Genomic DNA, 24,220 nt, shown 5'->3' with positions numbered 1-24,220 from the left:
CGCGGCGCGCGGACGGCTGGAGCCGCCGCGTCGTCGCCCCGTTGCCGGAGGGGGACGACCGGGTAGGACTGCGGGGCCCGTCATCCTGTTCAGGCCCGTCTCCTGCGCCCCGCGAGCACGATCGCGCGCGCGATCAGTCCGACGGCGAGCACGGCCGTCATGGTGAGCACCGACGTCGCCGGCAGGGTGAAGGCGAGGACGAGGCAGGCGACGGCGCCGACAGCGTTGAGCCAGCGCGGTGCGTACCACTGCCGCTCGGCGAGCGTGAAGGCCGCGATGTTGGCGATGGCGTAGTAGAGCAGCACGCCGAAGCTCGAGAAGCCCACGACGGTCAGGACATCCGTGGTGAGCAGGAGGACGGCGACGACGACGGCTGTTGCGAGATCCGCGACCCAGGGCACGGAGTAGCGGGTGGAGATGCGGGTCAGCACTCGCGGGAGGTCGCGCCCGCGGGCCATGGCGAGGCTCGTCCGGCCCACCCCCGCGATGAGCGCGAGCAGTGCGCCGAGACAGGCGAGCGCGGCGGCGATGGTGACGACTGCTCCGCCGCGACCGGTGGAGCCCTCTCCGGGGACCGCCGCGTCGATGGCATCCCGCAGGGGTGCCGTACTCCCGGCGAGTCCGGCGGGCCCGAGAGCGTGGAGGAGCGAGAGGGCCAGCAGCACGTACAGCAGCAGCGTGAAGCCGAGGGCGCCGAAGACGGCGACCGGGATGGTGCGGCGTGGATCGCGGACCTCCTCGCCCATGGTCGCGATGCGGGCGTAGCCGGCGAAGGCGAAGAACATCAGGCCCGCGGCCTGGAAGACGCCGCCGGCGCCGACCTGAGCCGCGACGGCCTCGCCCTGGTCCGCGGGTGCGGAGAACGCGACGACGATCACGAAGGCGAGGACGGGCACCACCAGCGAGACGATCACCCGGGTCGCCAGAGCAGTCCGGGTGACGCCGAACAGGTTGACGATGGTGAGGCCCGCAACGGCGGCCACCGCGGCTGCTTTCTCGGCACCGGGGGCGGCGTAGAGGCCGAACGTCAGCGCCATCGCGGCGCAGGACGCCAGCTTTCCCGTGATGAAGCCCCAGCCGGCGAGGAATCCCGGCCAATGGCCCAACTGCTCGCGGCCGTAGACGTAGGTACCGCCGCTCGAGGGGTAACGGATAGCCAGCGAGGCAGTCGCGGAGGCATTGCAATAGGCGACGAACCCTGCGATCACGACCGCCAGCGGCAGGAGGTGTCCGGCGGCTGCTGCGGCCGGTGCGAAGACCACGAAGGCGCCCGCTCCGATCATCGCGCCGACGCCGACCATGGTGGCGTCCACCCGTCCCATCGCTCGGCGGAGTCGGGGCTGATGGGACATGGTTCTCCTCGGGATCGGGAAGCACGGGGACGGACGAGCAGGAGGAGCAGGGCCGACGGCTACCTCTGCCGGCTGTCCCGGGTGTCCCGGCTGTCGGGGTGGCCGGACGGGGACCGGTAAAGTTGGCCGGGTTTGGACCAACTCTAGGCAGGCGCCGCTCGCCTGCGACTCATCTGACACATCTGTGGGAAGGAATGCTGTGCTCCGCACGCATGAACTCGGCTCCCTTCGGCCCGAGCACGTAGGACAATCGGTCACCCTGGCGGGCTGGGTAGCCCGCCGCCGCGATCACGGCGGGGTGGCTTTCCTCGACCTTCGGGACGCCTCGGGCTTCGCCCAGGTCGTCGTGCGCGAGGAGGACGTGTTTGCCGGCCTTCGTAACGAATACGTCCTGCAGATCATCGGCACGGTCCAGCAGCGACCCGAGGGCAACGAGAACCCGGCCCTGCCCACGGGTTCGGTCGAGGTCATCGCGGACACCGTGACCATCCTCAACACGTCGGATCCCCTGCCCTTCCAGATCGACGAGCACGTGGAGGTCGGTGAGGAAGCGCGGCTACGCCATCGCTACCTCGACCTCCGCCGGCCGGGTCCCCAGGCGAACCTGCGGCTGCGTTCGGAGGCCAGCCGTATTGCCCGGGAGCTGCTGCACCAGGACGGCTTCGTCGAGATCGAGACCCCCACGCTGACCCGCTCCACGCCCGAGGGCGCCCGTGACTTCCTGGTCCCGGCACGCCTGGCTCCCGGCTCCTGGTATGCGCTGCCGCAGTCACCGCAGCTGTTCAAGCAGCTCCTGCAGGTCGGCGGGTTCGAGAAGTACTACCAGCTGGCCCGCTGTTACCGCGACGAGGACTTCCGTGCCGACCGCCAGCCCGAGTTCACGCAGCTCGACATCGAGGCGAGCTTCGTCGAGGAGGACGACATCATCGCGCTCGGCGAGCAGCTTGTCAGCGCGCTGTGGAAGCTGATCGACGTCGAGATCCCCCTGCCGATCCGTCGGATGACCTACGCGGACGCCATGGCGAAGTACGGGTCCGACAAGCCCGACCTTCGTTTCGGGCTCGAGCTGACCGAACTCACCGGGTTCTTCAAGGACACCGGCTTCGGCGTGTTCAAGGCGCCCTACGTCGGCGCCGTCGTCATGCCCGGCGGCGCGTCGCAGCCCCGCCGCCAGCTCGATGCCTGGCAGGAGTGGGCCAAGCAGCGTGGCGCGAAGGGTCTCGCCTACGTCCTGATCGACGACGACGGCAGCCTCCGCGGCCCCGTCGCGAAGAACCTGACGGATACCGAGCGGAACGGCCTGGCGTCGGCTGTCGGTGCAGCCCCGGGCGACTGCATCTTCTTCGCGGCAGGTGACAGGACGTCGTCGCGTGCCATCCTCGGCGCCGCCCGTGTCGAGATCGGCCGGCGCACGGGACTCATCAAGGATGGTGACTGGGCCTTCGTGTGGGTCGTCGATGCTCCCATGTTCGAGCCCGCGTCCGCTGCGGTCGCGGCGGGTGACGTCGCTGTCGGCGGTGGCGCCTGGACTGCCGTCCACCACGCCTTCACCTCCCCGAAGCCCGAGTTCCTCGACACCTTCGACACGGACCCCGAGAACGCGCTCGCCTACGCGTACGACATCGTCTGCAACGGCAACGAACTCGGTGGCGGTTCCATCCGCATCCATCAGAGGGACGTGCAGGAGCGCGTGTTCGCAGTCATGGGCCTCGGCGCCGAGGAAGCCCAGGAGAAGTTCGGGTTCCTGCTCGAGGGCTTCAAGTACGGCGCACCACCGCACGGCGGCATCGCGCTCGGATGGGACCGTGTGGTGTCGCTCCTAGCGGGCACGGACTCCATTCGCGACGTCATCGCGTTCCCGAAGTCCGGCGGCGGCTACGACCCGCTCACGGCGGCGCCGGCACCGATCACGGCCCAGCAGCGCAAGGAAGCAGGCGTCGACTTCAAGCCGAAGGCCGAAGCCTGACCCGTCTCCCGACGAGGGCTCTGACGATCGACGAAAGGACGGGACACCCACGGGTGTCCCGTCCTTTCCGCGTCGGTGGTGCAGGCCTGATCGCTGTCGGACGAATTGTGACGCTCCGACGTCGAGCAGGGGGCCGCTGTGAAATACTCGTCGGAGTACGTGCTCCGGGGTCGGTGTAAGTCCGAACCGGCGGTGATAGTCCGCGACCCGCATTTGTTCCGCACCCGCGGGACGACGGCGGTTGAGCCGGTGGAATTCCGGGACCGACAGTTAAAGTCTGGATGGGAGAAGCACGAACAGCAGGATGACCGCTGCCCGCCTGACGGGCATCGGCCCCGCCGTGGTACGTCCACGGCAGTACCACCCTGCTGCCCTTGCCCGGAGCCGTCGTATCGGCGAAGGATAGGCATGGACTTTCTGCAGTGGCTCTTCGAGGCCCGCATTCCCGTAGGCAACGGTTCCCTCCTGCTCCGTGAAGTAGTGGGCAACGTCTTCGGCCTCCTCAGCGCCCTCGGCGGCATGCGTCGTCGCGTCTGGGCCTGGCCGGTCGGCATCGTCGGCAACCTCCTGCTCCTGACGGTCTTCCTCGGTTCCGTCTTCGGTGCCGCGAGTGCGGCCAACCTGCTCGGGCAGGCCGCCCGCCAGGTGATGTTCATCGCCGTCTCGGTGTACGGCTGGCGCCAGTGGCAGGCGAGCCGCCACCGCGGCGGCCAGGCCGTGACACCGCAGTGGGCCGGTACCAGGGCCCGCTTCGGCATGGTGGCCTTCCTGGTCGTGGGTACCTTCGCCCTCACTCCGCTCTTCCGCGTCCTGGGGTCCTACGAGCCCGTCTGGGCGGATGCCTGGACCTTCGTCGGATCCCTGCTGGCCACCTACGGTATGGCCAAGGGCTGGGTCGAGTTCTGGCTCGTCTGGGTCGCCGTCGACATCGTCGGCGTTCCCCTGCTCTTCAGCGCCGGCTACTACGCCAGCGCCTTCATGTACGTGTTCTACGGCGCATTCACGCTGGTGGGTTTCTTCGTCTGGGCACGGGCGCAGCGATCGGCCAAGCCGAGCATCGAGACACTCCTGCCGGATCCCACCCTCCGATGAGCACCACGACCGAAGCCACCCCCGCGGAGTCCGCGGCCATGCAGCGCGCCCTCCTTCTCGCAGCTCGGGGCGTCCGGGGCGCGAATCCACTCGTCGGCGCCGTCGTCCTCGGGGTCGATGGGAGAGTCCTCGGTGAGGGCTACCATCGGGGCGCGGGAACGCCGCACGCCGAACCCGCCGCCCTCGCCGATGCCCGTGAGCGCGGGAACGACCCCCGCGGTGCCACCATGGTCGTGACGCTGGAGCCCTGCAACCACACCGGACGCACCGGCCCGTGCAGCGAAGCCCTGATCGAGGCTGGAATGGCCCGCGTGGTCCACGCGGCCGACGACGTCAACGGTGCCGCAGCCGGCGGTGCGCAGCGGTTACGCGCCGCTGGTATCGACTGCGTCGGCGGGCTGGAGGCGGCCGCGTCACTCGAACTCAACGAGCGCTGGAGCACGGCCCTCGCCGCCGGCCGTCCCTTCATCACACTGAAGTCCGCCCAATCCCTCGACGGGCGAGTCGCGGCGGTGGACGGCACCAGCCAGTGGATCACCGGACCGGAGGCCCGAGCCGACGGGCACCGGCTCCGCGGCCTCGCCGACGCGGTCCTGGTCGGCAGCGGTACTGTCCGGGCCGACGATCCGCGCCTCACCGCGCGGGATGCCGACGGCGCCGGGGTTACAGCGGCACCGGGCCTGCGGGCGGTCATGGGCAGAACGCCGGTGCCCGACGACGCCGCGGTCCGGGGTGAGGGCTTTCTCCACCTGCCCACACACGAGGTGGGCGAGGCGCTCGACGAGCTGTACGGCAGGGGAGTGCGCCACCTCCTGGTCGAGGGCGGACCGCGTATCGCCTCGGCTTTCCTCCGAGCCGGCGTCGTCGATGAGCTCTTCAGCTACGTGGCCCCCCTCATGCTCGGCGACGGTGCCCCCGCCTACCCCGACCTCGGTGTCGGATCCCTTGCCGACGCCGCCCGCTGGATGCTCGACGACGCCGGCGGTCCCGGCGTCCGGCAGTTCGGCGCGGACGTGCGCCTGCACCTGCGTCCTCCGAGCGCAGCCCGGACCTGACCGTCCACCCACCCATCGCGCTCCCGCCCCCACCGGGAGCAAGCCCCACCCGAAGGAAGTACCCGTGTTCACAGGAATCGTGTCCGAGCAGGGCAGCGTGGTCTCACTCGACGTCACGCCCGACGGCGAAAGTGCCCTCCTCGTCTTCGAGGCGCCGGAGACGGGCAGGGACCTCGCCCCCGGAGCATCGATCGCCGTCAATGGCGTCTGCCTGACGGCGGTCACGCTCGACGGCGGGCGCGTCGGCGTCGACGTCATGGGCGAGACGCTCCGCCGCACCACCACGGGCGCCCTGCAGGCCGGCGCGCCCGTCAACCTCGAGCGGTGCGTCCCAGCCGGCGGGCGCCTCGACGGACACGTCGTCCAGGGGCACGTGGACGGGATCGGCGTGCTGCTCGAGCGCGAGGACCTCGGCGCGTGGCACCGCCTCCGCTTCGGCCTGCCGGCGAAGCTCGGCCGCTATGCCGCGGAGAAGGGTTCCGTCGCGATCGACGGCGTCTCGCTGACGGTTACCGCGGTTAGCGCCCCTGAGGAGAAGGATCAGTGGTTCGAGGTAGGCCTCATCCCGACGACGCTGAAGGAGACCGGACTCGGCGCGAAAGCCCTCGGCGATCCGGTCAACCTCGAGATGGACGTCCTCGCGAAATACGCCGAGCGCCTCCTCGGCTTCGCCGCCGCGGATGCACGACGCCAGGACGCCACCGGAGACACCGGAGTCGTCGGAGTCACCGGAGGAGCGCAGTGACCGAGATCCCGGGTGCCACCCCGCGCGTTCCCGCCGGGCCAATCCGCCTCGACCCCATCGCCGACGCGGTGTCGGCCATCGCCGCGGGGCGCGCGGTCGTCGTCGTGGATGACGAGGACCGCGAGAACGAGGGGGACATCGTCTTCGCCGCCGAGGACGCGACGAGGGAACTCGTCGGCTGGACCGTGCGCTGGTCCTCCGGCGTGCTGTGCGTGCCGCTGCAGTCCGTCGACGCCGACCGGCTCCTCCTCCCGCCCATGACCGCGGTGAACGAGGACTCGAAAGGCACGGCCTACACGGTGTCCTGCGACGCAGCCGTAGGCGTCAGCACGGGTATCAGCGCCGCGGACCGTGCGCGGACGGCCCGCGTCCTGGCTGATGCCTCGAGCGTGCCCGCGGACCTCACACGGCCCGGTCATGTCTTCCCGCTGCGTGCTGCCCCCGGCGGGGTCCGCCAGCGCCCCGGCCACACCGAGGCCGGTGTCGAACTCAGCGTCCTGGCGGGCAAGCGGCCCGCGGCCGTGATCGCGGAACTTGTGCACGACGACGGCGACATGATGCGCCTGCCCGCACTCCGGCGCTTCGCCGACGACCACCGGATTCCCCTCGTCTCCATCGAGGACCTTGTCGTCTTCCTGCGGGCCCGTGACGCGGAATCCGCTGCCACCGACCAGCAGGACCGGCTGGAGGCCTGAGACCGGCGATGAGCACTTCCCACCACCCAGCAGCATCTTCAGAAGGAGAACCATGAGCGGCCACGGAGCACCCACCATCGACATCAGCGGACTCACCACCGAGGCAGGCGCGCCCCTCCGCCTTGCGATCATCGCCGCGAGCTGGCACACGCAGATCATGGACGGCCTGCTGGACGGCGCCCGGCGCGCGGCAGCGGAAGCCGGCGCCGAGGTGACCGAGATCCGGGTCCCCGGCAGCTTCGAACTCCCCGTCGCCGCCGCGCGCGTGGCACCGCGGTTCGACGCCGTCGCGGCCCTCGGCGTCGTCATCCGCGGGGGTACGCCGCACTTCGAGTACGTCTGCCAGGCGGCGACATCGGGCCTCACCGACGTGAGTGTCCGCACGGGTGTCCCCGTCGGTTTCGGCGTGCTGACCTGCGACACCGAGCAGCAGGGACTCGACCGTGCCGGCCTGCCCGGGTCCTCGGAGGACAAGGGGCACGAGGCCGTGTCGGCGGCGCTGGCCACGGCGTCCGTCCTCCGGTCGTGGCAGCAGTGAGCACCGAGCCGGACGCCACAGGGGTCTCCGTGCGTGCCGGGACGACTCCACGAGCCGATAGCCTAGGGAGTGTGAAAACCTTTGATTCCCTCTTCGAGGAACTCAGCGCCAAGGCTGCCGAGCGCCCAGCGGGTTCGCGGACCGTCGCGGAGCTCGACTCAGGAGTGCACGGCATCGGCAAGAAAGTCGTCGAGGAGGCCGCGGAGGTCTGGATGGCGGCTGAGTACGAGTCCACGGAGGAGGCCGCCGAGGAGATCTCGCAGCTGCTCTATCACCTGCAGGTGCTCATGATTGCCAAGGGACTCACGCTGGAGGACGTCTACAGGCATCTGTAGCCGCGCCGGCGTTCCCGCCCGCGGCCCCTGCCCGTTCCAACCCTCCTCCAGCGAAAGTCTCCCTTCCATGCTCCGTGTCGCAGTCCCGAACAAGGGCGCCCTCTCCGAGGCCGCCTCGTCCATGCTCGGCGAGGCCGGCTACCGCCAGCGCCGTGACCCCCGCGAACTCGTCCTCGTCGATCCGGAGAACGAGATCGAGTTCTTCTTCCTGCGTCCCCGCGACATCGCCGTGTACGTCGGGTCGGGAACGCTCGACGTCGGCATTACCGGCCGTGACCTCTTCCTCGACGCGCAGGTGAAAGCCGCGGAACTCATGCAGCTCGGCTTCGGCGCCTCCACCTTCCGCTTCGCCGGGCCCGTCGGTGACTTCTCGACCCTGGAGCAGCTCGAGGGCAAGCGCCTCGCCACGAGCTACGAGGGTCTGCTGAACGACTACCTGTCCGAGCGCGGCATCACGGCCGCCGTGGTCAGGCTCGACGGCGCCGTCGAGTCCTCGGTGCGCCTCGGGGTCGCGGATGCGATCGCCGACGTCGTCGAGACCGGCAACACGCTGCGTGCAGCCGGCATGGAGATCTTCGGCGAGCCCATCCTGCAGAGCGAGGCCGTCCTGATCGGACGCGCCGGCGTGGAGGCGCCCGCCGGCCTCGACGTCCTGCTGCGCCGCCTGCAGGGAGTCCTGGTAGCACGCCAGTACGTGATGATGGACTACGACGTCCGCAAGGACCTCATCGACGCCGCTGCAGCCCTGACGCCCGGGCTCGAATCCCCGACCGTGTCACCGCTGCGCGATTCCGACTGGGTCGCCGTCCGGTCGATGGTCAAGCGCAACCAGACCAACCGCATCATGGACGAGCTGTACGAGCTCGGCGCACGCGCCATCCTCGTCAGCACCATCCACGCCTGCCGGATCTAGGGGAGGGTAGGCATGACCGTCGCAGTCCGCGTCATCCCCTGCCTCGACGTCGACGCCGGCCGCGTGGTCAAGGGAGTCAACTTCGAGGATCTGCGCGACGCCGGTGACCCGGTGGAGCTCGCGCACCGCTACGACCGCGCAGGTGCCGACGAGCTCACGTTCCTCGACGTCACGGCGTCGTCCGGCAACCGCGAGACCACCTTCGACGTCGTCTCGCGCACGGCGGAGGAGGTCTTCATCCCGCTGACCGTGGGCGGTGGAGTCCGCGAGATCTCCGACGTCGACCGCCTCCTGCGCTTCGGTGCGGACAAGGCCTCGATCAACACGGCGGCCGTAGCGCGCCCATCGGTCATCGACGAGATCACGCGGCACTTCGGCGCCCAGGTGCTCGTGCTGTCCCTCGATGCGCGCCGCACGCGGGACGCCAGCACGCCGTCGGGTTTCGAGGTGACCACCTATGGCGGCCGCAAGGGGACGGGGATCGACGCCGTCGCGTGGGCGAGGGAGGCCGCCGACCGCGGCGTCGGGGAGATCCTGCTGAATTCCATCGACGCGGACGGCACGAAGGAGGGGTTCGACCTCGAGCTCATCCGCGCCGTGCGAGCTGCTGTGGGAGTGCCGCTGATCGCCTCGGGAGGTGCCGGCAAGCCGGAGCACTTCCCTCCCGCGGTCGAGGCCGGAGCGGATGCCGTACTGGCGGCGTCCGTGTTCCACTTCGGACCGGTGGACGCGATCGCCCAGGTGAAGGCCGCGATCCGCGAGGCCGGTTTCCCCGTCCGCTGATACGAGGACCGGGCCTCAGAGTCCGACGTCGGCGCTCTCGAGCAGGGCGACGGCGTCCGGCTGGCCCTCGAAGGTCACCAGGGCCTGCCGGCGTCGGCCATGGGCGTGCATGAGCAGTTCGCCGGGATCACCGACGATGGCGACGGAGACCAGCGCCCGCTTGGCGACATGCCTCGGCCCGTCCGGCCGGACGAGCACGATGCCGAGATCCACCCCGCGGTAGAGGATCGCCGCGCGCTTGACCAGTTCCTTCCATAGGGCGTTCGCGTAGTCCTCGTCGAGCGCACGGGGGGCCCAGCGCGTCGTCGCCCGTCGTACGTCCTCCGTGTGGACGAAGTACTCGATGAGGTTGGCGCTCTTGTCGATGGAGTTGACACGCATCGGGGAGAGTGCGGGAGGTCCCGCCAGGAACCGGTTGACCAGGGCTTCGTATCCAGCGGGCGAGGCTGCGCGTTCCCCGGTCTCCTTCGTCGCCCGTTCGGTCACCGGCGCGAACTTCTTGAACACCATGCCGAGGCCGAGGGCCGGCTTGTGCTCCCGTAGGTAGAGATGCGCGGCGAGGTCGCGGCTCTGCCACCCCTCACACAGGGTGGGGGCGTCAGGGCCGGCTGCCAGGAGCGTCTCGGCCAGGACCTCGCGGGACGGGGTTACGTAGTGCATCACAGCTGAAAGTAGCATGTCGCGCCCGGGCGGAGGCAGGCGCGCCGCGCTACCGGGGGACGCCACTAGAATCAGGGTGATGCCTTCCACCACGTCCTCCCCCCACACAGCCGCGGCCCCAGCTGCGGACAGCCCTGCGAGCGCCGCCGCGGACAGCCCTCTTGCGGCGGCAGGCGAGGGTCGGGCAGCTCCGCACGCCGCCCTCGACCCGGACATCGCCGCGGCCCTCAAGAAGGACGACGCCGGTCTCGTGGCCGCCGTCGTGCAGCAGTACGACACCCTCGAGGTGCTCATGCTCGGCTGGATGGACGAGGAAGCCCTGCGACGCACCCTCAGCACCGGACGCGTCACGTTCTACTCCCGGTCGCGCTCGGAGTACTGGCGCAAGGGCGATACCTCCGGCCACCGGCAGTGGGTCAGGGCCGTGGCCCTCGACTGCGACGGCGATGCCCTGCTCGTCACCGTTGACCAGGAAGGCCCGGCCTGCCATACGGGCACACGGACGTGCTTCGACGGACGCGCCCTGCCCGCCGTGACAGCCGGCCGTTCCGACGCAGAAGGACTCTGACCCCATGCAGCAGCTCGGCACCATCAGCCCCACCCTCGAGGACTTCCGTGAGCTGGCCAAGGCCCGCCGCGTGGTGCCCGTGCACCTGAAAGTCCTCGCCGACGCCCATACTCCGATCGGGATCTACCGCAAGCTCGCGGCCGGCCAGCCCGGGACGTTCCTGATGGAGTCCGCGGCCGTCGGCGGCGTCTGGTCCCGCTACTCCTTCATCGGCTCCCGCTCGCGGGCCACCCTGACCACGCGCAACGGCGAGGCGCACTGGCTCGGTGAGCCTCCCGCCGGCGTCCCCCTCACCGGTAACCCCGTGGAGGCGCTGCGCCTCACCGTCGAGGCGCTGCGCACCGAGAGATTCGCGGAACTGCCGCCCTTCACCTCCGGCATGGTCGGATTCGTGGGCTGGGAAGCGGTGAGGCACTGGGAGCGGCTCACGAGTCCACCCGAGGACGATCTCCAGCTTCCCGAACTCGCGATGTGCCTCGTCTCGGATCTGGCGATCCACGACAACTCGGAGGGCTCGCTCACGCTCGTGGCCAACGCCATCAATTTCGACGGCACCGACGAGCGGGTCGACGAGGCATGGCACGACGCCGTCGCCCGCGTCAGGGCGATGCTCGCGAAGCTCGTGGCACCGGCTGAACTGGCCGTGTCGGTCATGGCGGACGGCGCACCGACGGCGGACGAGTCGATGGACCGGGTCCGTGAGTCCTGGTTCGAACCGGACTACCTGAGGGCGATCGAGCGCGGCAAGCGGGCGATCGTCGACGGCGACGTCTTCCAGGTGGTCATCAGCCGCCGCTTCGAGATCGAGTGTGACGCCTCCGCCCTCGACGTCTACCGCATCCTGCGGACCACGAACCCGAGCCCCTACATGTACCTGTTCAGCCTCGAGGACGCCGACGGACGCGGCTACTCGATCGTCGGCAGCTCACCCGAAGCCCTCGTGACCGTCACGGGTGACGAGGTCATCACGCACCCGATCGCGGGGTCCCGACCCCGCGGCAGGACGACCGAGGAGGACCGGGACCTCGCCGTCGAGCTCCGGGCGGATACCAAGGAGAAGGCGGAGCACCTCATGCTCGTCGACCTCGCCCGGAACGACCTCTCCAAGGTCTGTGTCCCGGGAAGCGTCGACGTCACCCAGTTCATGGAGGTGGAGAAGTTCAGCCACATCATGCACCTCGTCTCCACCGTCGTCGGACGTCTCGCCGCCTCGAAGAGCGCCTATGACGTCCTTGCCGCTACGTTCCCTGCCGGCACGCTGTCCGGTGCACCGAAACCCCGGGCGCTGCGTATCATCGACGAGGTGGAACCGCACCGCCGCGGCATCTACGGCGGTGTGGTGGGCTACCTCGACTTCGCGGGAGACATGGACATGGCGATCGCCATCCGGTCCGCGCTGCTCCGTGACGGCAAGGCCTACGTGCAGTCCGGCGGAGGTATCGTCGCGGACTCGGTCCTCGAGACCGAGGCCCTCGAGACCGTCAACAAGGCGGCGGCCCCCCTTCGGGCGGCGCTGACGGCCGCTGCACTCCGGCCCGTCACGGTGGACGCCCCATGAGCCCCGCAGAGCACCCCGTGCGGGGCCGGTCAACGCGTCGCGGCGTCGTCGTGATGGGCATCGTCATCCTGGCGCTCATCGCGTTCGGAACGACGACGCAGACCTGGCTCACCGTGCGCCTGCCGCAGGAGGCCGTCCAGACACCCGACCTCACGATCGCGGGGAGCGATGCGTCCACTCCGGTGACGGCCTTCGCGCTGGTCGCACTCGCTGCCGCCCTCGCAGTCTCGATCGCCGGACGCGTGGCCCGGTGGATCATCGCGTTCATCCTCGTTCTGTCGGGGGTGGGCATCGCCCTGTCCAGCGCCTCGGTCGCGCTCGATCCCGCCGGTGCCGCCGAACCCGCCATTGGTGAGGCGATCGGCGTGAGCGGCCTCGCCGGCGCGGACGCGACTGCCAGCGCCCTCCCGTGGCTCGCCGTGGTCGCCGGAGTGCTGCTCGTCCTTGCTGCCGCCTGGGTCGTCCTCGCCGGCCGAACCTGGGGCGTGAACCGGCGGTACGACGCCGGAGCGTCCCGAGCGGTGCCCGCCGTCGCCGGTGATCCGCAGCCCGGTGCTCCGTCGCCCTCTACCGGTGATGTCGCTCCCGGTGTCGTGCCGACAGGAGCCGACGAGGATACCGACGCCGCCGCAGAGCCGACCGGAACGGCCGACACGGACACCGGCGCCACGTCGACGCCGCCGTCGGGCTCCGGCAGGAACCGGACGAGCGCGCACGCCGACGAGATCGACAGCTGGGACGAGCTCTCACGCGGCAACGACCCGACGCGCTGAACCATTCAGTCGGGCCGCCCCATCAATGGCAGAATGGAACAAGACCCATTCGAAGGAGATTTCCCATGGCATCCGAGACCCGCGCCTCCGCGACCCGCAACACGCCCGCGACCCACGCCCAGATGGGTGACGAGACAATCGGGCACGGCAACAGCCCCGCGGCGTGGACCTGCGTCCTGATCATGCTGGCCGGTGCCGCCGTCGCCTCCTTCGCCTACGTCTTCGCCAGCACCGAGGGTAATCACGACTTCGGTACCCTGCTCTTCTGGATCGGGATCGCCGTGATGTTCGTCGGGCTGGCTGTCGGGTTCGTCCTCCGGAAGATCGGCTACGGCGTCGGCGGCTCCAAGCTCAAGAACAACGGCCACTAGGTGACCGTCCTCGACGACATCATCGAGGGCGTCCGCGAGGACCTCGCGGAGCGTCGACGTGCACTGCCCCTCGAGAAGGTCCGGACGGCCGCCTCCAGCGCACCTACCCCGAAGGATGCCTTCGCGGCCCTCGGCGGAGGTCGGGGTGGTGACCTCGCCGTCATCGCCGAGGTGAAGAGGAGCAGTCCCTCGAAGGGGGCGCTGGCCGATATCGCCGATCCCGCGGCCCTCGCCGCCGCCTATGAACGCGGGGGCGCTGCGGTCATCTCCGTCCTGACCGAGGAGCGGCGCTTCGGCGGATCGCTCTCCGATCTCGACGCCGTCCGTGCGGCGGTGGCCCTGCCCGTGCTCCGCAAGGACTTCACGGTGGACGAGTACCAGATCTGGGAAGCCCGTGCGCACGGCGCCGACGTCGTCCTGCTGATCGTCGCAGCACTCTCCGACGCGGACCTGGCCTCCTTCCTCGCCCTGACCCACGAGCTCGGGATGAAGGCGATCGTCGAGACCCACACGGAGGAGGAAGTGCGGCGCGCGGTAGCAGCCGAGGCCTCCATCATCGGCGTCAACGTGCGGAACCTGAAGACCCTCGACATCGATCGCGATGTCTTCGCCGGCCTTGCCCACCTGATCCCCGCAGGTACGGTCATCATCGCCGAATCGGGCGTGCGTGACGCGGCCGACGTCGCGGACTACGCGGGAAGCGGCGCGCACGCCGTCCTCGTCGGCGAGGCCCTCGTCCGCCACAGCGACCCCGCAGCGACGATCGACGAGTTCAGGCGCGCGGGCCGCACGGCCTGGCAGGAGTCGGGCATGTCGGCGCGCAGCTGACGCGCCGCGACGTCGGCCCCACGGCCGAAGCCTCGAGACCGGCACCGACCCACCTGGTCGGCACCAGAAGCACCAGAAGCAGGACACGGACCGGTCGACCCCGGACCGCCAGGAACCCGGACGGCACGCCCGCCCGGGCCAGGACCAACAGGACAGGAACGCTGAAGTCATGACTGATATGCACCAGGACTCGGGCCTCCAGGGCGCGGACGCAGGAGCAGCCGACGCCATCGACGCCGGAACGGCAGAGGCCTTCCTCAGCCACGACCAGACCCTGCGCCACGCCCCGGGTCCCTACTTCGGCGCATACGGTGGGCGATGGATGCCGGAATCCCTGATCGCAGCGCTGGACGAATTGCAGGACACGTTCGAGAAGGCCAAGGCGGATCCCGAGTTCACGGCGCAGGTCGCCGAGCTGAACAGGAACTATGCCGGCCGGCCGTCCCTCCTCACCGAGGCCCAGCGCTTCGCCGAGCACTGCGGCGGCGTCCGCGTCTTCCTCAAGCGCGAGGACCTGAACCACACGGGGTCCCACAAGATCAACAACGTGCTGGGTCAGGCGCTGATCGCCAAGCGCATGGGCAAGACCCGCGTCATCGCCGAGACGGGTGCCGGGCAGCATGGCGTCGCCAGCGCGACGGCGGCGGCCCTCCTCGGACTCGAGTGCGTCGTCTACATGGGTGCGGAGGACACGCGCCGCCAGGCCCTCAACGTCGCGCGCATGCAGCTGCTCGGCGCCACGGTCATCCCGGTCACCAACGGTTCGCAGACGCTGAAGGACGCCATCAACGACGCCCTGCGGGACTGGGTCGCCAACGTCGAGACCACGCACTACCTCCTCGGCACTGCGGCCGGAGCGCACCCGTTCCCGTCGATGGTGCGCTACTTCCACGAGGTCATCGGTGAAGAGGCCCGCGAGCAGATCCTCGAGCAGACGGGCAAGCTCCCCGACGCGGTCTGTGCCTGCGTCGGCGGCGGGTCGAACGCGATCGGTATGTTCCATGGCTTCCTGGACGACCGCGATGTCGCCCTGTACGGCTTCGAAGCCGGCGGCGAGGGAGTCGAGACCGGTCGTCACGCGGCCACCATCACGCTCGGTCGACCCGGCGTTCTGCACGGTGCCCGGTCCTACCTCATGCAGGACGAGGACGGACAGACTATGGAGTCGCACTCCATCTCCGCCGGCCTGGACTACCCCGGCGTCGGACCGGAGCACGCCTACCTCGCGGACATCGGACGGGCGAAGTACGAGCCCATCACGGATGCAGAGGCCATGGAGGCCTTCAAGATCCTCAGCCGGACCGAGGGGATCATCCCCGCCATCGAGACCGCACACGCCCTCGCGGGAGCCATGAAGGTCGGCCGGCGCCTCGCAGCCGACCTCGCCCCGGGGGAGCAGGCGTCGGACAAGATCATCGTCGTCAACCTGTCCGGGCGCGGCGACAAGGACGTGGCGACCGCCGCGGGCTACTTCGACCTGCTTCCGGACGACAGCGCCGAGCAGGAAATCGCCCAGGAGGGTGAGCAGCTATGACGACGCATTCGACCGATCGACAGTCTCCAGGAGCAGGTGCCGCAGGGTCCAAGGCCGCTGCCGCCATCGAGAAGGCCCGGGCCGAGGGTCGCGCAGCGCTCATCGGCTACCTGCCGGCAGGCTTCCCTGACGTCCAGACCACCATCGACGCCGGCATCGCCATGGCGGAGAACGGCGTGGACCTCATCGAGATCGGCATCCCCTACTCGGATCCGGTGATGGACGGCCACGTCATCCAGGAGGCTACGGTCGAGGCCCTCGCCAACGGCTTCACCGTGCCCCGCATCTTCGACGTCGTCGAGGGCATCACCCGTGCAACGGATGCTGCGGTCCTCGTGATGACCTACTGGAACCCCGTCATGCGAATGGGCGTGCGAACGTTCTCCGAGCGCCTCGCCGCGGCCGGCGGAGCCGGTCTGATCACCCCCGACCTCATTCCCGACGAGGCTGCAGAATGGCTCGAGGTGTCCGAGGAGCTCGGTCTCGACCGCGTCTTCCTCGTCGCCCCGTCCACCTCACCGCAGCGCATGCAGGCCACCGTCGATGCGAGCAGGGGCTTCGTGTACGCAGTGTCCGTCATGGGCGTCACCGGTGCCAGGACATCCGTCGGTGCAGCTGCGCAGGCCGTCGTCGACGCCGCCCACCGCGCCGGCGCCGAGCGCGTCTGTGTCGGCCTCGGCGTATCCTCGTCCGCCCAGGTGCGCGAGATCGGAGCGTACGCCGACGGCGTGATCGTCGGGACCGCCCTGGTCGCCGCCCTGCGCGACGGCGGAGTCGAAGCGGTCGCCGAACTCACCCGTGAACTCAGCACCGGCACGGCCAAGGTATCCGCAGGAGGGGCGGCGTGATCGGCGGCAGCCTCGCGGCCTCGATCCCGAGCCCACCCGCCGAGTGGGCGAGCTTCAGCCTCGGCCCGGTCACCATCCACGCCTATGCCCTCTGCATCCTGGCCGGCATCATCCTGGCGCTGCTCCTCACACAGAAGCGGTTCGTCTCCTTCGGGGGCCACGCGGACGCGGTGTGGGACATCGCGATCTGGGCCGTTCCCTTCGGCATCATCGGCGGGCGGCTCTACCACGTCATCTCCTCCCCGGACGCCTACTTCGGCCCGCAGGGCGACCTCGCCCGCATCCCCCAGATCTGGCAGGGTGGCCTCGGCATCTGGGGGGCCATCGCCCTCGGTGCCGTCGGGGCCTGGATCGGTGCGCGGCGGGCGGGCGTGAAGCTCTCCGCTTTCGCCGACGCCGCTGCTCCCGGCGTGCTGCTCGCGCAGGCCGTCGGCCGTCTCGGCAACTGGTTCAACCAGGAGCTCTTCGGTGCGCCGACCATGCTGCCGTGGGGCCTCGAGATCGACGCCGACAACGTGAACTTCCCGGCGAACGAGGCACCCGGCACCCTGTTCCACCCGACCTTCCTCTACGAACTCCTGTGGAACCTCGCCGGGGTCGTGATCCTGCTGCTGCTCGCTCGGAAGTTCCGCCTGCGCGGCGGGCGGATGTTCTGGCTCTACGCGGCGTATTACACGCTCGGACGCGTCTGGATCGAGACGCTCCGCATCGACGACGCCGAAATGGTGACGCTCTTCGGGATCACGCAGAGACTGAATGTCTGGACCAGTATCGCGGTCTTCCTGGTGTCGCTGGCTGTTCTCGTCTTCCTCGCCGTGAAGCGCCGTCCCGTGGACGCACCGTCCGTGTACCTCCCGGGTCGGGAGCCGAAGGATGCCGTCGAGGGCTCGGACCCGGCGGCTGTCGCCGGGCACGACGGCGATACGGGGATCGATGGGGACGGCAGGGCCGGCTCCGGTGCAGCTGATACGAGCGCACCCAGCACGACGAAGGCTTCGGAGAATGCGCCGGGTAGCGCCGCCTCGGACACGGGCTCGGACGGGACAGGAACCACGACGCGGGGTGCAACCGCGGCCGACGAGCTCACCGAGGCCGGGTCGCGACAGCGTTCCCATAACGCTTCGGCCACGGGTAGCCATGTGGCGGACACGGAGCCGGGCGGGCGGAACGATCGTGGTAATCTTTCCGAAACAAACGGCTCCTGAGGAACGATCTTTGTTCGATGGACCCCGCGAGAGCGGAGCCGCGGGATTCGGTCCCCGACAGCAGTCCCCGGGCCACCGCCCCTAAAGGACGCAACACCACACAGTTGTGGACTCCAGGTGCAACGGCCGGATCACCTTCCTGCCCGCACCGACACCGCTCCGACCGGCGCGCAGGACGACCAGAGTGATTGCCCGCCAAGAGCGCCGGGCAGCGCCGGCGCAGGCAGTGTGCATGAGACCGACAAACGGTGCCCGTTCCCAGAGAGCGGTGCCCCCGGGGCCAAGGCTGTCCCCTCCCGACGCTCCATCATGGGGGAAGGAATCTTTCTATGACTGCTTTGACGCCAGGAAAGCCGCTACAGACAGAACCGGGGACGACGACCGCGGAGAACGCCGTCGTGTCGCCCTTCAAACGCTTCGCCTCCGTCCCGGAAGCGACCGGACTGTACAACCCGGAGAACGAGAAGGATGCCTGCGGCCTCGCCGTCATCGCGACCCTTCGCGGTGAGCCGGGTCACGACATCGTCGACGCGGCACTGACCGCCCTCCGAAACCTCGAGCACCGCGGTGCCGTCGGAGCGGACGAGGGCACCGGCGACGGCGCCGGCCTGCTGACGCAGGTCCCTGACGAATTCTTCCGGGCCGTCGTCGACTTCCCGTTGCCCGCAGCCGGTTCATACGTCGTCGGTACGGCATTCCTCCCTGCCGAGGCGAAGGAGGAGGAGACGGCGCGTGCCGGCCTCGAGTCCATCGCCGAATCCGAGGGCCTGGACGTGCTCGGCTGGCGCGTGGTTCCGGTCGTCGCCGACCTCGTCGGCGCCATGGCGCGGGCCTGCATGCCCCACTTCGTCCAGCTCTTCCTGGCGCCGACGGACGGCAAATCGTCCGACCTCGACGCGAAGGCCTTCCGGGTCCGGAAGCGGGCTCAGAACAAGTACGGGGTGTATTTCCCGTCGCTGTCCTCGAAGACCATCGTCTACAAGGGCATGCTGACCACGGCGCAGCTCGAGCCGTTCTACCCGGACCTCTCGGACGCGCGCTTCAAGACACGCCTCGGCATCGTCCACTCGCGCTTCTCCACGAACACCTTCCCGTCCTGGCCCCTGGCCCAGCCGTTCCGCACCATCGCCCACAACGGGGAGATCAACACGGTCAAGGGCAACCGCAATTGGATGCGTGCACGCCAGTCGCAGCTGTCCAACCCGTTGCTGGGGGACGCACCCGAGGAGCTGTACCCGATCTGCACCCCGGGCGCCTCGGACTCGGCGTCCTTCGACGAGGTGGCAGAACTGCTGACGCTGTCCGGTCGCCCCATCACGCATTCGATCATGATGATGATCCCGGAGGCGTGGGAGAACCACGCCACCATGGATCCCGCCCGCCGGGCCTTCTACCAGTACCACTCCATGCTCATGGAGCCCTGGGACGGTCCCGCCGCAGTGTCCTTCACGGACGGCCGACTCGTCGGCGCCGTCCTCGACCGCAACGGCCTGCGTCCCGCGCGCTACTGGGTCACGGAGGACGGCCTCGTCATCCTCGCCTCCGAGGTGGGCGTGGTCGACGTCGAGCCCTCCCGCGTGGTCCGCAAGGGTCGCGTCTCGCCCGGCAAGATGTTCCTCGTCGACACCGAGGAAGGCCGGCTCATCGAGGACCAGGAGATCAAGGCGGAGATCGCCGCCGCCAATCCGTGGGGGGAGTGGGTCAAGGAGAACCTGATCCAGCTCGAGGACCTGCCGGAGCGCGAGCACGTGATCCACACCAAGGCCTCCATCAACCGCCGCCAGCGCACCTTCGGCTACACGCAGGAGGAGCTGCGCATCCTGCTCGGCCCGATGGCCAAGAACGGTGCCGAGCCGCTCGGCGCCATGGGCTCGGATACCCCGATCGCCGTTCTGTCCAAGCGCCCGCGGCTGCTCTTCGACTACTTCGTGCAGTCCTTCGCGCAGGTGACCAACCCCCCGCTGGATTCCATCCGCGAGGAGCTCGTCACGTCGATGGGCGTCACCATCGGTCCCGACGGCAACCTGCTGTCCATGGGACAGGTGCGCTCCAAGCAGATCGCCCTGAAGTTCCCGGTCATCACCAACGACGAGCTGGCGAAGATCGCCAACCTCGAGACCGAGGACGGCGACCGCCTGACGGTGCGCGTCCGCGGACTGTATCGGCACGACGGCGGCGAGGCGGCCCTCAGGGCGCGCCTCGCGGAAATCTGCGAGCAGGTCTCCAGCGCCCTCAACCGGGGTGTCGAGTACGTGGTCCTGTCCGATCGCGACTCGAACGCGCAGTGGGCTCCCATCCCGTCGCTCCTGCTGACGAGCGCCGTGCACCACCACCTCCTCAAGAGCGCCAACCGCACCAAGACGTCCCTCGTCGTCGAGGCCGGCGACGTGCGCGAGGTGCACCACGTGGCCGTGCTCATCGGCTACGGCGCGTCCGCCGTCAACCCGTACCTCGCCATGGAGAGCTGCGAGGAACTGGTGCGAAACGGCGATATTACCGGTGTGACCTCCGAAGCCGCCGTCACCAACCTCATCAAGGGCCTCGGCAAGGGCGTCCTGAAGATCATGTCCAAGATGGGCATCTCGACGGTCAGCTCCTACTGCGGAGCGCAGACCTTCGAAGCACTCGGACTGTCCCAGGAGCTCGTGGACGAATACTTCCACGGTACCCAGACCCAGCTCGGCGGCGTCGGTCTCGACGTCGTCGCGGCAGAGACGGCAGCCCGCCACGACACCGCGTACCCGCAGGACGGCATCGAGGATCCGCACCGTGGGCTCGATAACGGCGGCGAGTACCAGTGGCGCCGCGAAGGCCCTCCGCACCTCTTCAACCCGGAGACCGTGTTCCGGCTGCAGCACGCCACCCGCGAGCGCCGCTACGACATCTTCAAGGCGTACACGAAGGGCGTGGACGACCAGTCGCGTGAGCTCATGACCCTTCGCGGGCTGCTCCGGCTCCGCGACGACGCCCGCGAGCCCATCAGCATCGACGAGGTGGAACCCGTCTCGTCCATCGTCAAGCGCTTCTCCACCGGCGCCATGAGCTACGGGTCCATCTCGAAGGAAGCGCACGAGACGCTCGCCATCGCGATGAACCGGCTCGGCGCGAAGTCGAACACGGGCGAGGGCGGTGAGGACGTCGAGCGCCTGCTGGATCCCGAGCGCCGCTCCGCCATCAAGCAGGTGGCCTCCGGGCGTTTCGGCGTCACGAGCCTGTACCTCACCAACGCGGACGACATCCAGATCAAGATGGCCCAGGGGGCCAAGCCCGGCGAGGGCGGCCAGCTCATGAGCCAGAAGGTCTATCCGTGGATCGCCCGCACCCGCCACTCCACACCCGGCGTCGCCCTGATCTCGCCGCCTCCGCATCACGACATCTACTCCATCGAGGACCTCGCGCAGCTCATCTACGACCTCAAACGGTCGAACCCGAGTGCACGTGTCCACGTGAAGCTGGTGTCCGAGGTAGGCATCGGCACAGTGGCCGCCGGCGTCACGAAGGCGAAGGCCGATGTCGTGCTGGTGTCCGGTCACGACGGCGGAACCGGTGCCAGCCCACTGAACTCGCTCAAGCACGCCGGGATCCCGTGGGAGCTCGGCCTCGCCGAGACACAGCAGACGCTCATGCTCAACGGCCTGCGCGACCGCGTGGTTGTCCAGGTGGACGGCCAGCTCAAGACCGGGCGCGACGTCGTCATCGCCGCGCTGCTCGGCGGCGAGGAATTCGGCTTCGCTACGGCGCCGCTGGTGGTGTCAGGTTGCATCATGATGCGGGTCTGCCACCTCGACACCTGCCCCGTGGGCGTTGCGACGCAGAACCCCGAGTTGCGCAGCCGCTTCACGGGCAAGCCGGAGTTCGTCATCAACTTCTTCGAGTTCATCGCCGAGGAGGTTCGCGAGATCCTGGCGGAGCTAGGGTTCCGGACGCTCGAGGAGGCCATCGGCCACAGCGAACTGCTCGACGCCCGCAAAGCGATCGAGCACTGGAAGGCCGACGGCCTCGACCTGGATCCGATCCTGCGCGGCAACGAGTTCGACTCGGGTGAGCCGATGCGCAACATGCTGAAGCAGAACCACGAGCTGGACCAGCACTTCGACAACAAGCTCATCGAGATGAGCGCCGACGCGCTGCAGTACCGCTCGCCGGTCCGGATCTCGGTCGACATCGTGAACACCGACCGCTCGGTCGGCACCATGCTCGGACATGAGGTCACACGGACCTTCGGGCTCGACACGCTGGCCACGAACACCATCGACGTGACCCTCACCGGCCAGGCCGGACAGTCGCTCGGCGCCTTCCTTCCGGCGGGGATCACCCTGCGCCTGCTCGGCGACTCGAACGACTACGTGGGCAAGGGACTCTCCGGTGGACGCATCACGGTGCGGCCGGACCGTGCCAACCTCTTCCGCGCCGATCACAATGTCATCGCGGGCAACGTCATCGGCTACGGGGCCACCAGTGGCGAGATGTTCCTGCGCGGCCAGGTGGGGGAGCGGTTCCTCGTCCGGAATTCCGGCGCTACGGCGGTAGCGGAGGGGATCGGCGATCACGGCTGTGAGTACATGACGGGCGGCCAGGCCCTGATCCTCGGCCGCACGGGCCGGAACTTCGGCGCCGGCATGTCTGGTGGCACGGCCTTCGTGCTGGATCTCGACCGCGCCCGCGTCAACAAGCAGAGCCTCGAGAACGGCGAGCTCCTGCTCGTCGGGCTCGATGCCGAGGACATCGAGATCGTGCGGCGGCTGCTGATCCAGCACGTCGAGGAGACCGAGTCCAACCTCGCAGAAAGCCTGCTCGAGTCCTTCGAGGACACCGTCGAGCGTTTCACGAAGGTCCTGCCGCGGGATTACGCCGCGGTCCTGGACGCCCGCGCCACCGCCGTCGAACAGGGACTCGATCCCGACGGTGAAGAGGCGTGGACCAAGATCCTGGAGGTAACCGGTGGCTGACCCACGCGGATTCATGAAGGTGCGCGAGCGCCAGACGCAGCCCAGACGCCCGGTTCCCGTGCGCATCATGGACTGGAAGGAAGTGTACGAGGCGCAGGAAAAGGGCGTTCTGAAGGCGCAGGCGGGCCGCTGCATGGACTGCGGCATCCCGTTCTGCCACCAGGGGTGTCCCCTCGGCAACCTCATTCCGGAGTGGAACGACCTCATGTTCCGGGACAAGGGCCGCGAGGCGATCGACCGGCTCCACGCGACGAACAACTTCCCGGAGTTCACGGGGCGGCTGTGCCCGGCGCCGTGCGAATCGTCCTGCGTGCTCGGGATCAACCAGCCACCCGTGACCATCAAGCAGGTCGAGGTGTCCATCGCGGACCAGGCCTTCGGCGAGGGCTGGGTGGAGCCGCACCCGCCCGAGCGCCTGACCGATCGCACCATAGCCGTCGTCGGTTCCGGACCGGCAGGTCTCGCGGTGGCCCAGCAACTCACCCGCGCCGGCCACACGGTCGCCGTCTACGAGCGCGACGACCGCATCGGCGGCCTGCTGCGGTACGGCATCCCCGACTTCAAGATGGAGAAGATCCACGTCGAGCGCCGCATCGAGCAGATGACGGCGGAGGGCACGCGCTTCCGCACAGGCGTCGACGTCGGCAAGGACATCAGCTGGGGACAGCTGAAGCGTCGCTACGACGCCGTCGTCGTCGCTACCGGGGCCACCGTTCCCCGGGATCTCCCCATCCCCGGCCGCGAGCTTGCCGGCGTGCACTTCGCCATGGACTACCTCGTGCAGGCAAACCGCGTGGTGGCCGGTGAAGCCATCGAGAACCAGATCCACGCCGAGGGCAAGCATGTCGTCATTCTCGGTGGTGGGGACACCGGTGCAGACTGCCTCGGCACCGCACACCGCCAGAAGGCCGCGTCCGTCACCACGCTCGCCATCGGCCAGCAGCCCTCCATGGAGCGCCGGCCGGACCAGCCGTGGCCGACCTTCCCCACCCTGTTCGACATCGCCAGCGCGCACGAGGAGGGCGGGGAGCGCCGCTACCTGGCGTCCACCGTCGAGTTCGTCGGTGATAACGGCGTGCTCCGGGGCATCAAGGTCGCGGAGACGGAGTTCGTCAACGGCCGCCGTGTCCCGAAGCCCGGCACCGAGCGCGAGATCCCCGCGGATCTCGTCTTCCTCTCGCTCGGTTTCACCGGAGCGGAGCCGGCCGGCATCACCGAGCAGGTCGAGGCCGCTTTCGACGACAGGGGCAACGTCGCCCGCGACGGCTACTACATGACCAAGACTCCGGGAGTCTTCTCGGCGGGTGATGCGGGTCGCGGTCAGTCGCTCATCGTCTGGGCGATTGCAGAGGGTCGCGCATGCGCGGCGGCGGTCGACAAATGGCTCATGGGTTCGACCAAGCTCCCCGCGCCGGTGGCTCCGACAGACCGTTCCATCGCCGTCCTCTGACC

Annotated in this window: 21 protein-coding genes and 1 riboswitch; of the genes, 19 read left to right on the top strand and 2 right to left on the bottom strand. The window is 69.2% G+C overall.

The genetic code is table 11. The features are described from left to right. Positions 1 to 89: 89 nt before the first annotated feature. Entirely contained in the window at positions 90 to 1,352 is a 1,263-nt protein-coding gene (locus tag RCH21_RS09955; protein WP_326964238.1) for an APC family permease, read from the bottom strand. A 199-nt stretch (positions 1,353 to 1,551) separates the two neighbouring features. Between RCH21_RS09955 and aspS the strand changes: the two genes are divergently transcribed. The 9 genes from aspS to hisF all read left to right on the top strand — a co-directional run bounded on the left by aspS (position 1,552) and on the right by hisF (position 9,474). After that, positions 1,552 to 3,318, top strand: coding sequence for an aspartate--tRNA ligase (aspS, locus tag RCH21_RS09950; protein WP_120149056.1), 1,767 nt, complete (start codon positions 1,552 to 1,554; stop codon positions 3,316 to 3,318). A 156-nt stretch (positions 3,319 to 3,474) separates the two neighbouring features. Beyond that, positions 3,475 to 3,615: riboswitch (FMN riboswitch) on the top strand. Between the two features lie 111 nt (positions 3,616 to 3,726). Beyond that, complete coding sequence (gene pnuC / locus RCH21_RS09945) at positions 3,727 to 4,410, top strand: nicotinamide riboside transporter PnuC (protein WP_120149055.1); 684 nt, start codon at positions 3,727 to 3,729, stop codon at positions 4,408 to 4,410. Next, entirely contained in the window at positions 4,407 to 5,465 is a 1,059-nt protein-coding gene (gene ribD / locus RCH21_RS09940) for a bifunctional diaminohydroxyphosphoribosylaminopyrimidine deaminase/5-amino-6-(5-phosphoribosylamino)uracil reductase RibD (protein ID WP_326964237.1), read from the top strand. The genes pnuC and ribD overlap by 4 nt, the downstream gene beginning before the upstream one ends. A 64-nt stretch (positions 5,466 to 5,529) precedes the next feature. Continuing rightward, positions 5,530 to 6,210 (top strand): riboflavin synthase, encoded by a 681-nt coding sequence (locus tag RCH21_RS09935; RefSeq protein ID WP_326964236.1) that lies wholly within the window; start codon positions 5,530 to 5,532, stop codon positions 6,208 to 6,210. After that, entirely contained in the window at positions 6,207 to 6,905 is a 699-nt protein-coding gene (ribB, locus tag RCH21_RS09930; RefSeq protein WP_326964235.1) for a 3,4-dihydroxy-2-butanone-4-phosphate synthase, read from the top strand. Before RCH21_RS09935 ends, ribB begins: the two co-directional genes overlap by 4 nt. 52 nt (positions 6,906 to 6,957) lie before the next feature. Further along, complete coding sequence (gene ribH, locus RCH21_RS09925) at positions 6,958 to 7,443, top strand: 6,7-dimethyl-8-ribityllumazine synthase (RefSeq protein WP_326964234.1); 486 nt, start codon at positions 6,958 to 6,960, stop codon at positions 7,441 to 7,443. 71 nt (positions 7,444 to 7,514) lie between these two features. Then, the gene (locus tag RCH21_RS09920; RefSeq protein WP_120149051.1) at positions 7,515 to 7,778 is read left to right on the top strand and encodes a phosphoribosyl-ATP diphosphatase; all 264 of its coding nucleotides are present in this window, start codon (positions 7,515 to 7,517) and stop codon (positions 7,776 to 7,778) included. 67 nt (positions 7,779 to 7,845) lie between these two features. Next, positions 7,846 to 8,691 carry an ATP phosphoribosyltransferase gene (gene hisG / locus RCH21_RS09915; RefSeq protein ID WP_120149050.1) on the top strand — a complete coding sequence of 282 codons (846 nt, stop codon included), beginning with the start codon at positions 7,846 to 7,848 and terminating at the stop codon, positions 8,689 to 8,691. A gap of 12 nt (positions 8,692 to 8,703) precedes the next feature. Next, a complete protein-coding gene (gene hisF, locus RCH21_RS09910) occupies positions 8,704 to 9,474 on the top strand; it encodes an imidazole glycerol phosphate synthase subunit HisF (RefSeq protein ID WP_326964233.1) in 771 nt (256 codons plus the stop codon). 15 nt (positions 9,475 to 9,489) lie between these two features. On the opposite strand, the gene RCH21_RS09905 is transcribed toward hisF, so the two are convergent. Then, complete coding sequence (locus RCH21_RS09905) at positions 9,490 to 10,134, bottom strand: TIGR03085 family metal-binding protein (protein ID WP_326964232.1); 645 nt, start codon at positions 10,132 to 10,134, stop codon at positions 9,490 to 9,492. A gap of 79 nt (positions 10,135 to 10,213) precedes the next feature. On the opposite strand from RCH21_RS09905, the gene hisI reads away from it, so the two are divergent. From hisI to RCH21_RS09855, 10 genes are all read left to right on the top strand, one after another. Beyond that, a complete protein-coding gene (hisI, locus tag RCH21_RS09900) occupies positions 10,214 to 10,702 on the top strand; it encodes a phosphoribosyl-AMP cyclohydrolase (protein ID WP_326964231.1) in 489 nt (162 codons plus the stop codon). Between the two features lie 4 nt (positions 10,703 to 10,706). After that, the gene (locus tag RCH21_RS09895; RefSeq protein WP_326964230.1) at positions 10,707 to 12,260 is read left to right on the top strand and encodes an anthranilate synthase component I; all 1,554 of its coding nucleotides are present in this window, start codon (positions 10,707 to 10,709) and stop codon (positions 12,258 to 12,260) included. Next, the gene (locus RCH21_RS09890; protein ID WP_326964229.1) at positions 12,257 to 13,033 is read left to right on the top strand and encodes a Trp biosynthesis-associated membrane protein; all 777 of its coding nucleotides are present in this window, start codon (positions 12,257 to 12,259) and stop codon (positions 13,031 to 13,033) included. The genes RCH21_RS09895 and RCH21_RS09890 overlap by 4 nt, the downstream gene beginning before the upstream one ends. A 122-nt stretch (positions 13,034 to 13,155) precedes the next feature. Beyond that, on the top strand, positions 13,156 to 13,404 hold the full coding sequence (locus tag RCH21_RS09885) for an HGxxPAAW family protein (protein WP_235830708.1): 249 nt from the start codon (positions 13,156 to 13,158) through the stop codon (positions 13,402 to 13,404). Then, positions 13,405 to 14,232: an indole-3-glycerol phosphate synthase TrpC gene (gene trpC, locus RCH21_RS09880; protein ID WP_326964228.1), complete on the top strand. Its 828-nt coding sequence runs from the start codon at positions 13,405 to 13,407 to the stop codon at positions 14,230 to 14,232. It begins immediately after the preceding gene. Between the two features lie 178 nt (positions 14,233 to 14,410). Beyond that, the gene (trpB, locus tag RCH21_RS09875; RefSeq protein WP_326964419.1) at positions 14,411 to 15,766 is read left to right on the top strand and encodes a tryptophan synthase subunit beta; all 1,356 of its coding nucleotides are present in this window, start codon (positions 14,411 to 14,413) and stop codon (positions 15,764 to 15,766) included. Next, complete coding sequence (gene trpA, locus RCH21_RS09870; RefSeq protein ID WP_326964227.1) at positions 15,763 to 16,614, top strand: tryptophan synthase subunit alpha; 852 nt, start codon at positions 15,763 to 15,765, stop codon at positions 16,612 to 16,614. The genes trpB and trpA overlap by 4 nt, the downstream gene beginning before the upstream one ends. Next, positions 16,611 to 17,819: a prolipoprotein diacylglyceryl transferase gene (lgt, locus tag RCH21_RS09865; protein WP_326964226.1), complete on the top strand. Its 1,209-nt coding sequence runs from the start codon at positions 16,611 to 16,613 to the stop codon at positions 17,817 to 17,819. Before trpA ends, lgt begins: the two co-directional genes overlap by 4 nt. A gap of 329 nt (positions 17,820 to 18,148) precedes the next feature. Then, a complete protein-coding gene (gene gltB, locus RCH21_RS09860; RefSeq protein WP_326964225.1) occupies positions 18,149 to 22,768 on the top strand; it encodes a glutamate synthase large subunit in 4,620 nt (1,539 codons plus the stop codon). Further along, complete coding sequence (locus tag RCH21_RS09855) at positions 22,761 to 24,218, top strand: glutamate synthase subunit beta (protein WP_326964224.1); 1,458 nt, start codon at positions 22,761 to 22,763, stop codon at positions 24,216 to 24,218. The genes gltB and RCH21_RS09855 overlap by 8 nt, the downstream gene beginning before the upstream one ends. Positions 24,219 to 24,220 lie beyond the last annotated feature (2 nt).

Source organism: Arthrobacter sp. PL16 (genome assembly GCF_035985055.1).
Lineage (GTDB): Bacteria > Actinomycetota > Actinomycetes > Actinomycetales > Micrococcaceae > Arthrobacter_D > Arthrobacter_D cheniae.
This window is presented reverse-complemented; position numbering and strand designations above follow the sequence as displayed.